14 protein-coding genes are annotated in these 14,279 nt (G+C 36.5%); 2 read left to right on the top strand and 12 right to left on the bottom strand.

Features of this window, described 5'->3' with window-relative positions:
• Positions 1-201 precede the first annotated feature (201 nt).
• Positions 202-1,143, top strand: coding sequence for an endonuclease I family protein (locus WCV66_RS08855; RefSeq protein WP_338788690.1), 942 nt, complete (start codon positions 202-204; stop codon positions 1,141-1,143).
• 307 nt (positions 1,144-1,450) lie between these two features.
• On the opposite strand, the gene WCV66_RS08850 is transcribed toward WCV66_RS08855, so the two are convergent.
• The 12 genes from WCV66_RS08850 to WCV66_RS08795 all read right to left on the bottom strand — a co-directional run bounded on the left by WCV66_RS08850 (position 1,451) and on the right by WCV66_RS08795 (position 13,216).
• The gene (locus tag WCV66_RS08850) at positions 1,451-2,149 is read right to left on the bottom strand and encodes a TerC family protein (protein WP_066340087.1); all 699 of its coding nucleotides are present in this window, start codon (positions 2,147-2,149) and stop codon (positions 1,451-1,453) included.
• A gap of 424 nt (positions 2,150-2,573) precedes the next feature.
• Positions 2,574-3,944 (bottom strand): glucarate dehydratase, encoded by a 1,371-nt coding sequence (gene gudD, locus WCV66_RS08845; RefSeq protein WP_338788688.1) that lies wholly within the window; start codon positions 3,942-3,944, stop codon positions 2,574-2,576.
• 89 nt (positions 3,945-4,033) lie between these two features.
• Entirely contained in the window at positions 4,034-4,165 is a 132-nt protein-coding gene (locus WCV66_RS08840) for a hypothetical protein (protein WP_338788687.1), read from the bottom strand.
• Between the two features lie 57 nt (positions 4,166-4,222).
• Positions 4,223-5,155 (bottom strand): 5-dehydro-4-deoxyglucarate dehydratase, encoded by a 933-nt coding sequence (gene kdgD, locus WCV66_RS08835; RefSeq protein ID WP_338789422.1) that lies wholly within the window; start codon positions 5,153-5,155, stop codon positions 4,223-4,225.
• A gap of 59 nt (positions 5,156-5,214) precedes the next feature.
• Entirely contained in the window at positions 5,215-5,898 is a 684-nt protein-coding gene (locus WCV66_RS08830) for a FadR/GntR family transcriptional regulator (protein ID WP_338788686.1), read from the bottom strand.
• Positions 5,899-6,200: 302 nt separating this feature from the next.
• A complete protein-coding gene (locus WCV66_RS08825; protein ID WP_338788685.1) occupies positions 6,201-7,700 on the bottom strand; it encodes a HAMP domain-containing sensor histidine kinase in 1,500 nt (499 codons plus the stop codon).
• Positions 7,648-8,328: a response regulator transcription factor gene (locus WCV66_RS08820; RefSeq protein WP_338788683.1), complete on the bottom strand. Its 681-nt coding sequence runs from the start codon at positions 8,326-8,328 to the stop codon at positions 7,648-7,650. Before WCV66_RS08820 ends, WCV66_RS08825 begins: the two co-directional genes overlap by 53 nt.
• A 189-nt stretch (positions 8,329-8,517) precedes the next feature.
• Positions 8,518-9,693, bottom strand: a complete 1,176-nt coding sequence (locus WCV66_RS08815) for an ABC transporter permease (RefSeq protein ID WP_338788682.1) — start codon at positions 9,691-9,693, stop codon at positions 8,518-8,520.
• Complete coding sequence (locus WCV66_RS08810; RefSeq protein WP_338788681.1) at positions 9,690-10,391, bottom strand: ABC transporter ATP-binding protein; 702 nt, start codon at positions 10,389-10,391, stop codon at positions 9,690-9,692. Before WCV66_RS08810 ends, WCV66_RS08815 begins: the two co-directional genes overlap by 4 nt.
• Positions 10,388-11,434: an efflux RND transporter periplasmic adaptor subunit gene (locus WCV66_RS08805; RefSeq protein WP_338788680.1), complete on the bottom strand. Its 1,047-nt coding sequence runs from the start codon at positions 11,432-11,434 to the stop codon at positions 10,388-10,390. Before WCV66_RS08805 ends, WCV66_RS08810 begins: the two co-directional genes overlap by 4 nt.
• A gap of 312 nt (positions 11,435-11,746) precedes the next feature.
• Positions 11,747-12,061: a cupin domain-containing protein gene (locus WCV66_RS08800; RefSeq protein WP_338788679.1), complete on the bottom strand. Its 315-nt coding sequence runs from the start codon at positions 12,059-12,061 to the stop codon at positions 11,747-11,749.
• Positions 12,062-12,115: 54 nt separating this feature from the next.
• A complete protein-coding gene (locus tag WCV66_RS08795) occupies positions 12,116-13,216 on the bottom strand; it encodes a glycoside hydrolase family 105 protein (RefSeq protein WP_066340129.1) in 1,101 nt (366 codons plus the stop codon).
• 225 nt (positions 13,217-13,441) lie between these two features.
• On the opposite strand from WCV66_RS08795, the gene WCV66_RS08790 reads away from it, so the two are divergent.
• Positions 13,442-14,230, top strand: a complete 789-nt coding sequence (locus WCV66_RS08790) for an alpha/beta hydrolase (protein ID WP_066340133.1) — start codon at positions 13,442-13,444, stop codon at positions 14,228-14,230.
• Positions 14,231-14,279 lie beyond the last annotated feature (49 nt).

Genomic DNA, 14,279 nt, shown 5'->3' with positions numbered 1-14,279 from the left:
GTAGTAAAATTGAGTAAGACTAGAAACTCAACTTTTATTATCCACTGAGAATAATCTAGTACCTGTGGATGCCATTAAACTTAACGGATAGTGATTAGAATATCATTGTCCGTTTTGTTTACTGAAAGCCTGACTGTCAAACACCTGTTTAATCAAATCACTAAGTGCAAGAAAGTTTCCATACCAGAAGGAGGAAGCATTTTGAATAATCGAGAGAGATTGGACGCTAGTGAAAACGTAGAATTAAAAAGAGCTTTAATTGAATTGGAGCAGAATAAAAAAAGAATTGTAAATGAAAACGAATATTACGAAGAAGAAAAGGATCAAACTTTAATCAATAGCTATTACCAAGAGATAAATTTTGTTGGAGCGGACAAGCAGGAACTGTTCAAGCAACTAAATCTATTAGTAACTAATACACATCTTAATCAGCTATCTTACAATGTAACAACAAGAAATTATCTTTATACTTGGGTAGACCTCCAATTAAATGGAAAATTAAAAAGCATCTATTCAGGAGGGGATAAGGAACCTGAACAAGTCATGAAAGAGGATTTCGAAGCAGACTTGAAAAGAAAAGAAGCATATCAAATTTTATTATCAAATGATTTAAAGGATCTGATGAAAGTCAAAGAGACGATTGCGTCAATTGAAAGTGATAATATGTATAATTGTGAACATGTTGTGCCTCAATCATGGTTTGAAAAGGAAAATCCGATGAGAGGAGATTTGCATCATCTTTTTACTTGTGAAATAAAATGTAATTCATCAAGATCCAATTTTCCTTACCATGATTTCAAAGACTATTCCCCGAAAATGAAAATAGAAGAAATCAGAGCAAATTGCGGTAAATACGAAGATAATAAGTTCGAACCTGAAAGAGGCAAAGGTGAGGTCGCTCGAGCAACATTGTATTTTTTATTAAGATATCCGGGTGAAGTCAGCCAATATAGTAATGAAGACATTAATTTGCTTATAAAGTGGCATAATGAATTTCACGTCTCAATTTATGAAAAACATCGCAATATGGCTATTTACTCTATTCAAAAAAATAGAAATCCCCTGATTGATTTTCCTCAGTATGTTGAAAGTATTGATTTTTCATTAGGATTAGGAAAAAATTATTCAACTAACCAGAAATAATATGATTATGTACATGTCCTATTATAAATAAAGGTTATTTTCGCAAACTTTGTTGCTTTTAAAATAGTATTGGGTTGGTTGATTGGCGCTCCAGGATGCTCGCTTTCCGTGGGGCGGGCGATGAGCCTCCTCAGCGCGAAGCGCCTGCGGGGTCTCATCTGTCCCGCTATTCCCACAGGAGTCTCGCACCTTCCGCACCAATCACCCTAATCAGTTTTGTTGAAAAACAACAATCTTTTAGAAAAGAGCCTAAATAAAAGACGGTCAAACCTCACGAAACACATGAGGTTGACCGTCTTTTTCTAGTTTAGTTTGATCCAGCTTTTAATAATACTGCTTCCTCTTGCTTATTTGCAGCTGCTTTCTTTTGAGCATATTTAGCAGTTAAAATAACACCTGCAACTACTAAAATTTCAAAACCATATTTCACAAAGCCATTTTCAAAAAATCCGCTTAAGAAATGTTCTCCTACGATCATTTTTGATGCTGTCCAAGCTAATACGGCTGCACCCAATGTAACAATAATTGGGTATCTATCAATCCATTTTAGGATAAGTGTACTACCCCACATTACAACTGGAACAGAAATTAATAATCCAAGTACAACTAGAAGCATATTCCCATGAGAAGCACCTGCAACAGCTAAAACATTATCAAGACCCATTAATGCGTCAGCGATAATAACTGTACGAATTGCTGCCCAAAAGTTATCTCCAGCTTTCACATCACCGTGATCATTGTCATCTACTAACAATTTGTAAGCAATAATGACTAATAGAAGTCCACCAACTAAATGAAGACCAGGGATTTCTAATAACCAAACAACCGCTAAAGTTGCTACGATTCGAATTGCAATTGCTCCTACAGAGCCCCATAAAATAACCTTCTTTTGTTGGTGTTTTGGCAGATTTCTTGCCGCAAGACCAATCAAAATGGCATTATCTCCAGCTAAAACTAAATCAATCACTATAATAGACAAAAGTGCAGTGAGAAATTCCATTTCCATTTGTGTACCTCCTATAAAAATTATATTTTACTACTTTCAAATTCTAATAAATTCAAAAATAGTTATTCACCACAAAAATAAAGAGACCTTTGCCAAAGTGGCAAAGGTCTCGCTAAGCACAATAATATGCCAACAAAGCCGATGAACAAGGTTCATGTAATGACGACTTTGTTTCAGGATAATCCTGACGCTACTCCCCTTTACGGTGGAAGTTTCTTATGGTTCGTTCTTTTATTTAATTTCATTATACTGTAATAAATGGGCTTCTGTCTATATTTTTTCTTATTCTATACTTTAACATCCATAAAATTATCTTTCTTTTGCTTAATACCAGCGATGATACTAAGAGTTATTACAATAAAAGAAAGAACAATTAAAGTACCTGAGATCGGCCTTGATAAGATCGCTAAAAGATTGCCATCAATCAGCGAACTAAGCATGGACGTTTATTATCAAACTTCCAGCCCGGAATTAAATACTGCATCACAAGTGAGTCATCACGTACACCTAACTTTTTATCTTTATAAAGTTTATTTGCCTTCTCAATTTGATTCATGTCAATTTCGATTCCTAAACCCGGCTTTTCAGGGACAGCTACCTTGCCGTTAACAATTTTTAACGGATCTCTCGTTAATCGTTGCCCATCTTGCCAGATCCAATGTGTATCAATCGCTGTTATTTTACCAGGTGCTGCTGCTGCAACATGGGTAAACATTGCTAATGATATATCAAAGTGATTATTCGAATGAGATCCCCATGTTAATCCCCAATCATTGCACATTTGTGCCACTCGTACTGATCCCTGCATTGTCCAAAAGTGTGGATCTGCTAGTGGAATATCAACCGAATTTAGTTGGATCGAATGGCCCATCTCACGCCAGTCTGTGGCAATCATATTAGTAGCGGTCGGTAGTCCTGTTGCTCTTCTGAATTCAGCCATCACTTCACGAGCTGAATAGCCATTTTCTGCTCCACATGGATCTTCAGCGTAAGCTAATATATGCTGTTTATTCGAACAAAGTCTAATTGCTTCCTCCAAAGACCATGCTCCATTTGGGTCTAACGTAATCCTAGCATTCGGAAATCTTTCAGCTAACGCAGTGACTGCTTCTATCTCTTCTTCTCCACGAAGAACGCCACCCTTTAATTTATAATCGTTAAATCCATAACGTTCATATGCTGCTTCAGCAAGTCGGACAATTGCTTCTGGGGTAAGTGCTGCTTCGTGACGTAGGCGAAGCCAATCATCTACAGCATCATAATCACTTAAATATGGTTGATCTGTTAAATTCCTATCTCCAATATAAAATAGATACCCTAGCATTTCGACTGTTTCTCTTTGTTGTCCTTCTCCAAGCAATGCAGCAACAGGTACACCTAGGAATTTACCAACTAAATCTAATAATGCAGCTTCTATCGCGGTTACTGCATGAATTGTGATGCGAAGATCAAATGTTTGCAGCCCCCGTCCAGCAGTGTCACGGTTAGCAAATTTCCTTCTTATATTGTTTAAAATATTGTTGTATTTACCGATAGACTCCCCGATAACCAATGACTTTGCATCTTCTAATGTTTGGCGAATTTTCTCTCCACCCGGTACCTCACCAACTCCTGTATTTCCTGCATTGTCTTTTAAAATAACCACATTACGAGTAAAAAAGGGGCTGTGAGCACCACTTAGATTAAGTAACATACTGTCATGACCAGCAACAGGAATAACAAGCATTTCAGTAATGACAGGAGTGCTAGAAGAGATGTAATCATTTATCTTTTGATTTTTCAGTTGTTGATTCATCGTAACACCGCCTTGTTTTAGTAAAAAATATAATTACAATTTTAATAGATCGAGGAGAGAAACTTCTACCCTCCTCATAAACCATTACTTTACAAAAACAGTTTTAATAGCTGTGAAAAATTCCTTCGCGGCTTCTCCCCACCAATATTACCACTTGATGAAGCAACCCACTGACAATTAATATAATTTAAATATGTGTTTACCTTTGTTTCTACTGCCATTATAATCCTCCTACTCTATCAAAAATCCAATATATAAAACGCTTACAATTACTAGGCTTAATGACTTACTTCCTTATTATCCACAGGATATTTATCAAAGGCTGATCTAATTATTTGCTCTAATGCCTTGTAATGCTCTTTCTCAACTTGACTGATTGGTGGTCTAACTGTATTTCCTACAGGGAGCCCTACAATTTCCATACCTGCTTTGATAAGAGATACAGCATAACCTTTTCTTGATTTACGAATACGATTAATTGGTAATAGGACATCAACATACAAATCTCTTACCAATTGATAATTACCTTCTAGTAATGATTTAAAATACAACCGAGAAATATGTGGGATATAGTTTGAAATCGCTGATGAATACGTGTTATAGCCTAAAGGAACATAGCTTGGCATTGTAATTTCCGCAAATGGCATTCCATTGATCCATTCTAAGCGATCTCCAATTGTTTGCGTTTGTTCTACAGTTAATTCCATATTTCCATGTCCTTCTTTAAACCCGACAACTTGAGGAAATTCTATTAATCTTTGAAGTGTTTCTACTTGTAAAATAGCTGTATCTCGTTGATAAACAATAGCATTTAAATCACTACTCTCAAGGATGGCCTTATAATAATTAAAAATGCCCTCTTGTTCACCTTCTATTAAGTATGGGGGAAGAATTAAGTATCCATCAGCACCTAAATCTTCAGATAGTTTTACTTGCTCTATAGCTTGAGAAATATTCCCACCAACTCCTGTATAGACTGGGACCTTGCCAGATACCACAGAGAGAGCTACTTCTATCATTGTCTGATATTCACCTTTATCTAATGCGTGAAATTCTCCAGATCCGCAAGCAATAAAAATAGATGATAGTTCTTCGTCTATCAGGAATTGCACATTTCTTTCAAGCGCCTTTTCATCTAGCTTCCCGCTATTATTAAAGGGTGCAACTGGAAATCCTAAAATACCTGTTGGAGCTTTTCTCTCAATCGTCATCATTGAAACCTACCTTTCACCTAATAAATATATTTTAAGATGATGAATCATCTTGAAATCTACATGTCGTTTAAATTCATAAGAACTTTCTTTCTAACATAATCTAGGTGGCGATACATGGCTGTTGATGATTGAATAGGATCACGTTTTTTTAATGCCTCATAAATATCAATGTGCTGCTGGATTGTTGCTTTTGAATCCCTATGGCGATTGGGTATTTGCTCTAGGGTACGATCATACAGATTTAACAATGGAGTAATAACACCTTCTAACAAAGGATTACTTGCACTGTGTGCAATAATCTTATGGAACTCTTTATCAATTTCTGTATAATCACTTGTTGCAGAAGACATTGCATCAATTGTTTGCTTTAATTGATCAAGTTCCTTATCTGTTATTTTTTCTGCTGCTAATGTAACAAATCCCAACTCAAGTGATAGTCTAGTTTCAATTATTGAAGGTAAATTACCAGCAGAAAGCGCTAACATCATTGAGAATGGTTTACTGCCGATCTTTTCTGAGAAGAATGTACCATGACGAGTTTTACGGTTAACGATCCCCATTGATTCTAATGAAGTTAATGCTTCACGAATAACCGATCTACTTACGTCAAACATTTCCATAAGCTCTAATTCAGAGGGCAAACGATCACCGGATTTTAATTGACCGCTTAATAATAAATCGATAATTTCATCTAAGACTTGTTTAGAAAGTGTTTTGCGATTGACTGATTTAATTTCCACGTTATCACTTCTTTCATCCTATATACTCAGTACAGGCAGATAATCCTTTTGTTCATTTGTCATACAATTCATTTAACTTGTTTTAATTGTATGACAAATGAAATTAACTGTCAATTCTAAAAAGTGAAAAAATAGTTACTAACCCACAACTTTCATTTTTTGCTAACTATTAAAATATAAGTGTACTTTTAGCCAAGAAAAAACCCCCTTTCTTTGAAAAAGGGTCATAAAACTTTTTAACGTCTTCTATTCCTTGGCGTCTTAATTCCTGTCGATTCTGATCAAGACAGCCTTAGCTTTTCTTAATTACTTGCAACTGGCAATTGCAGTGAAAAAATTGTCTGCTCCCCATTACTTTTCTTCAAATACATATCTCCGCCTTGAGCCTTTGCTAGAAGTAAACTAAACGGCAATCCCAAACCTAGTCCTCTTTCAACATGTTTTTTATTCTCACCACGATAAAACCGTTCAAAAATAAATGGTTGTTCTTGTTCTATGATTCCATAGCCATTGTCCTTTACGTCCATAGTAATAAATTGCCCATCCCGGAAAAGTTCTACAGAAATTTCCCCATGCTCTCTTCCTTTAACTGCGTGAAGACTATTGTTTAATAAGTTCACTAGTATTTGTTGGAGCCTAACATGGTCAGCTATTGCGAAAAGTTGATCCTCATGAGTAGTAAATTTAAGGTTTATATGTTCAACTTGCGGCTGGTAAACGATTTCCCATTGATAGATTATTTCTTTTACTACTCGGCATATATCCATTTTTTCTGGATTGACTTTAATCGATCCTGCACTAAAACTATTAAAGTCCAATAAGTCTTCAACCATTTTCTGTAATTTATTTGATTCATTTAATGACATCTGTAAAAATTGTTGTTTCTTATCATCTGATACAACATTATCTTTTACTGCTTGAATCAATGCACTTACAGATGTAATGGGTGTTTTTAATTCATGTGTTACACCAGCTAATAATTCAGACCTTAACGCTTCAAGCTGCTTCAGTCGATTTGTCATTTCCTTAAAAGAGATTACAAGCTGATGCAGTTCCTTTTCTTGTACATCCTCATTTAGTTCAATCTCATAATTCCCTCTCATTAGCTCCCCAGCAGCATTTGCCACTTCTTCAACTGGCCTAGCTAATTTTCTTGATAAAGAATAGATGACAAACCAGCCTAATACAGCTAACCCGATAAGGAGTAAAGCTAATAACTGATATTCCTCTGTATTTATATTTGTTAAATCTGCAATGGGTTGAATGATAATAACTGCCCCAATGATCTCTTCATCATAAACAATTGGTGAAAGAACAGCATAAGCCGTGCTGTATTGGTTTGAAGAGATTTTTTCAACGGTTAATTCCTCAGGTATTTCCATTAACTCAACTAGATCCTTATGTTGGTCTTCTTTTGCTTTTTCAGGTCCTAGACCTCTTGAACCGGGTGACAGGAGATTGCCATCTATTGTTTTAATATAGAAATGTAATGGCTCGCGATTATTAAGAAATTTCTCTCGATCCTCTAAAATAAATGGAAGTTTCGGACTTACCATAATATTTCCTGTATCATCTACTGCTCGATCTGAAAGCTCTTGAGCAACTAATTTAGTTAATTCTAGTTTACTCTCGATCGTGTTATGTCTAATCCAAAGAATCGATACAACCGCGATAATGATGAGTCCAATCACAAGTGTAACTAAATAACGTCTTGTCCAATAATATAATAATGGAGTTTTCGACTTATTTCTATTTAACATAGAATTGGTAACCCAAGCCTCGAAGCGTTTTAATCTCTCCATCTGATGTATCCCACCCACTTAATAATTTGCGTATCCGTTTAATTGCAAGATCTACCGCCCGATCACTTCCTTCATAATCATAGCCCCATACACTTTCGATTAGATGCTCTCTTGTGAATGTTTGGTTTGGATGCTCTGCTAAAAAAAGAAATAAAGATAGATCTCTTGGAGTAAATTGGATTTCAACTCCATTTAGGAAAACCTGATGTGCAAGAAAATTAATTTTTAGTGGCCCATATAATTTTACTTTATCTGCTTCTTCAAGCTGTGGTGATCTTCTTAAAACGGCACTTACTCTGGCAAGTACCTCTTCAGCGATAAATGGTTTTGTGATGTAATCATCTGCACCACCGTCAAAACCTTGTAATTTTTGATTCATATCTGACAATGCCGTAATCATGATCACTGGACAAGAGCTTTTCTCGCGAATTTTTTCTAATACCCCCCAGCCATCGAGTTGTGGCATCATAACATCTAATAAGATAAGCGCGGGCTTTACTTCCTCAGCCTTTTGTAATGCTTCAATACCATTGTAGGCATAATGCACAACATATCTGTCTTTCTCTAGATATGCACCAAGCACCATTGAAATCGCAATTTCATCTTCTACAACTAAAATTGTTTTCATAGTCATTTATCCTTTTTCCTTTAGATTATACTGAACTTTTCACAAAACTCCTATCGGTTATCACCACAAGGTGTGATCGAGCATTCATTTAGAAATTATTAAACAGTAAGAGAATTTACATCCCTTTACCTATTATAGAAAAAAGGAGTTTGACAACCTAGCATGTCAAACTCCAATCAAAGGAAGCTATTAATGTCTTAATGCCGCTAATGGACTTAAGCTTGCTGCTTTGTTTGCTGGGAAAATTCCAAAGGCAACTCCAATGATAATTGAGAAACTCACGGCAACTCCAACAGCTAGCCAAGAGATTGATACGGCCATGTCTAAAGCTTGAGCAAGCACTTCTGCACTACCAATGCCGATTAGGACACCTAATAATCCACCGAGACTACTTAAAACTGTTGCCTCAATTAAAAATTGTGTTAATATATCCTTCTTTTTCGCACCAATAGCTTTACGAATTCCGATTTCTCTCGTTCTTTCAGTTACAGATACTAGCATAATATTCATAATTCCAATTCCACCGACAATAAGTGAAATACTAGCAATCCCCGCGAGTAATAATGTCATTGTATCTGTAACAGATGTTAAAGCATCTGCGACATCTGATTGATTGCGAACATTGTAGCTTGTTTCATCCCCACTAAATTGGTTGTAAAGGAAACGTTCAATTTTTGCCATTCCAAGTTCTACAGTATCTTCAGAAGTCATCTTTACAGCAACTGAGTTAATAACTGTTTGGCCTAAAAAACGTTGTGCTGTTGTAAAAGGGATAAGCACCATGTCATCGACAGAGCCTTGTAATTCTTCACCTTGTTCCGCAAGGACTCCAACTACTTTATACGTTGTCCCATCTATTTTGACATTATTTCCAACGGGACTCGTAAAACCAAATAACTCTGTTGCCACATTGGAACCTAACAAGGCTATTTTGTTACGATTTTCTTGATCGATCTCTAAAATAAATCGCCCTGAACTAACCGTCGTATCTTGGACATTTTCATAGGTTGGTGTTACCCCGCTAATTGAAACACTATCCATACTTGTTGTACCGTTTTTAACTGTACCGGTTCCAGAAACAGTTGGTGATACTGCTTCTACCTCAGAATATTCCTCAAATGCCATTACTTCGTCATAATCTACGACTTCTTCACTTGTTGAGTTTCCTTGAATATTGACAGATACCATTGTCGTACCTAATGATGAAACATCTTCCGATACAGATTGCGAGGCCCCCTGTCCTAGTGATACCAGAGCGATTACAGCTGAAACTCCTATGATAATTCCGAGCATTGTTAAAAAAGCTCTAAGTTTATTCGTAACGATATTCTTATATGCGATTTTTATAGCTTGACCTAATTTCAATGGACCAACGCCTCCCTTCGCTCAGAAATTTTCCCATCTTGAATCCGAATGACACGTTTTGCTTGTTTGGCAATTTCTAAATCATGTGTAATTAAAATGATCGTGTGCCCTTGGTTGTTTAAATCTTTTATTAGATTCATAACTTCTATTCCTGTTTTACTATCTAATGCTCCTGTGGGTTCATCAGCAAGCAAGATCGGGGGATTTCCAGCAAGTGCGCGGGCAATCGCCACACGCTGCTGCTGTCCTCCAGATAATTCAGTTGGCCGGTGTCCAGCACGATCAGCCAAACCAACCTTTTCTAATGCACTCATAGCAACTTCTTTTCGACTATTACCATTTAAACCTCGGTAAATAAGCGGAAGTTCAACATTTTCATAGGCGGATTGCTTCGGTAATAGATTAAACGATTGAAAGATAAACCCGATTTTCTGATTCCGTACATCTGCTAATTGCCTTTGCTTAAGTGAAAAAACATTTTTCCCGTCTAGGTGGTATTCGCCTGAGTCAGGAACATCGAGGCAGCCTATCATGTTCATGAGTGTCGATTTACCAGAACCTGATGGACCGATAATCGCGATGAAATCCCCTTTATTGACAGAAAAAGTAACATCATCTAACGCTTTTACCGTTTCACCGCCAAGTGTATAATACTTGCTTACATTTCGGATTTCGACTATTCGTTGTTCTTCAATCATTGATTGTTGCCTCCTCTATTACCGCCGCCTTGTCCCATGCCGCCTTGAGGCATATCACCACCAGGAAAGCCTTTCATCATATTCATATCTTGCATACCACTTTCAGAATCATCACTTGATTGAAGTGTTGGCAGAACAACTTCTTCCCCTTCACTTAATCCACTAATAATTTCAGCCACTTCTTCATTTTTCAGACCAACCTCAACTGTTTTTTGAGTTGCTTGTGTTTGAGTACTTGCTTCTTCACTCGTACTAGAATCAGAACTTGATTGTACTTGTTCCTTTGTTTGTTCTGTTGTACTTACTACTTCAGATGACTGTACACGCACATAATATTGATCATCTTGTGTTTGAACAGCTTCAATTGGAACAGTTAAGACATTTGTTTTACGTTCTGTTGTAATCACTGCCTCTGCTGTCATTCCAACTTTAATACCAGTTGGTTTATTGATTTTTACATTTACTGCATATTGTGCAACACTGCTGCTTTCTGATTCATTAGCTTCTTTCGACACGCTTGTAACTGTCCCAGTGAACTCTGAGTCCGTAAGTGCACTAACATCGATTTGTGCGGTTTGTCCCACTTTCACCTTAGCGATATCTAGTTCATCCACGTTTACAACCATTTGTAGATTGCTATAATCAGTTACTTCTATCATTTCCGTACCCATCGAAAGTGTATCTTCTGCTTCCACATTTAACGTCGTGATTTCTCCAGAGAATGGAGCTTCAATTGGATCTAGATCATCATCTTCAAACGTGATTAAGTCATCACCCTCTTCAACTGTATCACCAACTGTAACTAATACCTCTTCAACAACAGCGTTATTTTCTTCTGCCGTGATGATCTCTTCATTTATTGTTGAAATACTTCCAGTACCACTAACTTTCACCTCAACATTTCCTAATTCAGCCACTGCAGTTTGTGTTTCCGTCACAGGTACACTTGCTGCTTCTTTTTTACTATTGAAAATTCCATATGCTGTTGCCCCGCCACCAATTACTAATACAACCACTACGATGCTTATTATCCATTTTTTCATTATTTTCTTCCTTCCTTTTTTTAAAATATGTTAGTAGATTATTGATCTTATTAAACCTTCTATTAACGTGCCTCCTTCTATTATTAGTAGTATTTATTTGTTTGTTAGTAACTTATGTTGTTTACAGTTACTAGAATAAGCTTGGAATGTGTCAGGCAAATGTCAGGATAATATTTATTTGTTATTGATTTTATGAGGCATATAAATAGCTTTTTTTCGAAGTTATGAAACGTATATAATATAGAAGAAACTGATATTTGAAATAAAAAAAGACCCCGAATCGTCGGAGTCATACCTTTATATATATGGTAATTATTTCAGCAGATCTTCACGAATAGGTGTAAAGGTATCGAGGAGGGTTGATTCTTCTAGTGCAGTGACACCATGTTTTGCATTACTTGGGATATAAATGGTTTCTCCTTCGGAAATAATTGTTTCTTTCCCGGCAATCCGAAAGGCGATTTTCCCTTTTATACAATAACTCATTTGTTCATGAAGATGGCTATGCTCATAGCCTTCTGCACCTTTCTCAAATTGTACCTCCATCATCATTAAGCCAGTCCCTGGTTGGAAAACCTTACGCCTCACACCAGGCTCGGCATATTCCCATTGTCCAATTTTACTCATATGTAGAACCACTCCAATTTGTTCTATTTTCTGTATGATCGTGTCACTTTTCTCTTAAAAATGATTTAACTTTTCCATCTCCATGCATGCAAGAATAAACGCTCCAGCACCATGTAAATCATTTTCACTGCGTTCACGATTCACATAATAATCATAAACTCCAATTGATGTTCCAATACAAATATCTTTAATCACGACTGAATCACTTGTTTCTTCAATTTTATTCTCTACTAGACCTTTGAATCCCAGGCTTGCGACCTCTGCATAATCTGGACCTACATACTTGTTTGTAACAGCTTTCGCAATAGTATAAATAAATAAACTCGAAGCTGATGATTCAAGCCAATTACCCTCCATACCCCCTTTATCAACAACTTGATACCATAGTCCTGTTTGTTCATCCTGATATTTTGTTAGACCTGCAACTAAATCTTGAATGACCCCAATCCATTCTAATCGTTTCGGATGACCCTCTGGTAATAGATCAATCATGTCGATAACAGCTAAACCATACCATCCTAATGCTCTTCCCCATATTTCCGGAGCAGCATATGTCGCATGATTTACCCATTGCATTTCACCTTTTTCATCCCAGCCATGAAAATACAATCCTGTCTTCGTATCCCTCGTATGCTTTCTCATTAGCTCTTCCTGGTGAATCACCATGTTAATTAACTCAGGTTCAGCAAATTCCTTTGCATATTGCAATGCAAATGGTCCGCCCATATATAAACCATCCAACCACATTTGATATGGATATTTATCTTTATGCCAGAAGCCTCCTTCACTTGTTTTATTTAATGTATGGTATAAGCTTCTAAGCTTTTTAGCAGCTATTTTATATTTTTCATTGCCTGTTTCTTTATAAAGTGAGAACAAAAGTAAACCAGCTTGAATGGAATCTAATTCATCTCTTCTAAAATAGAAATTCCCATTTTCATCAACTAAATGATCCACATATTGTTTATAGTACTGGTAATATTTTTCATTTTTTGTTTTTGTCCAGATATTCATCATTCCGCATAAAAAAACCCCCTGATGATAGTGCCATCTACTTGCTGGTGGTAGTTGTTCTGGAGTGTATGTTTTCATTATCGTATCAGTTAATTTTTCTGCCCAGTAAAGAGGTGTTTTCACTTTAATATTTTCTTTCATTTTTATGTCTCCCTTCTCTTCACCAATGTGATGGGTTTAACATATCTAAAAATTGGTGTGACATCTATAATCATCAGGAAGATATAAGAACTTTAACTCAAATAAGTGATGTAATGAATATGATATAACATAATGATTATACCTAGTATCCTAATCTTCATATATAATCAGATTTATATTATGAAAGATTAATAAAAACAATCTGAGTATATAGGAGGTTATAGCATGACATATTTATTATGGCCAGAAGGTGCACCATTTTTAAAGGCAGAGGAACAGGAATACTCCCCGACAATTACTCCCTACTTAGTTAATCGCGAAAACAAGCATGGTGCAATTATTATTTGTCCAGGTGGTGGCTATCAACATCGTGCCAATCATGAAGGAGAACCTGTTGCAAAATGGCTAAATGATCTTGGCATATCTGCTTTTGTGTTAAACTATCGCGTCTCACCCTTTAGACATCCTGTTCCATTGCTAGATGCCAAGCGTGCAATTCGCTATGTGCGTCACTATGCAGAAGAATGGAATCTTGATAAACAAAAAATTGGAATACTAGGTTTTTCAGCAGGTGGACACCTAGCAGCAACTGTTTCTACCAATAATAGTGAAGAGAACACTGAAACAAGTGATACAATAGACCAAGAAAGCTGCCGACCTGATTTAGCGATCCTTTGTTATCCAGTTATCTCATTTACTCAGCATTTTCATGAAGGCTCAATGACTAACTTATTAGGAGAAAATTCGACTGAACAGCTACGTGCTTTCTTGTCTAATGAACAAAATGTTTCGACTTCTACACCGCCTACATTTTTATGGCATACAGCTGATGATGCAGCGGTTCCTGTTGAAAACAGTCTTCTTTATGCACAAGCTTTAAGTAAATCTAAGATTCCTTATGAGCTGCATATCTTCCCTAATGGACGTCACGGCTTAGGACTTGCTGAGGATGATTTAATTGTTGGGAAATGGACTGACTTATGTCAAAGCTGGCTCTCTAAGCAAGGCTTATAGAAAACTGACCATAACCTTAGCTTTTGGCTAAGGTTATGGCTTCTTACGA

The organism is Metabacillus rhizosphaerae, assembly GCF_037201795.1.
Lineage (GTDB): Bacteria > Bacillota > Bacilli > Bacillales > Bacillaceae > Metabacillus > Metabacillus rhizosphaerae.
This window is presented reverse-complemented; position numbering and strand designations above follow the sequence as displayed.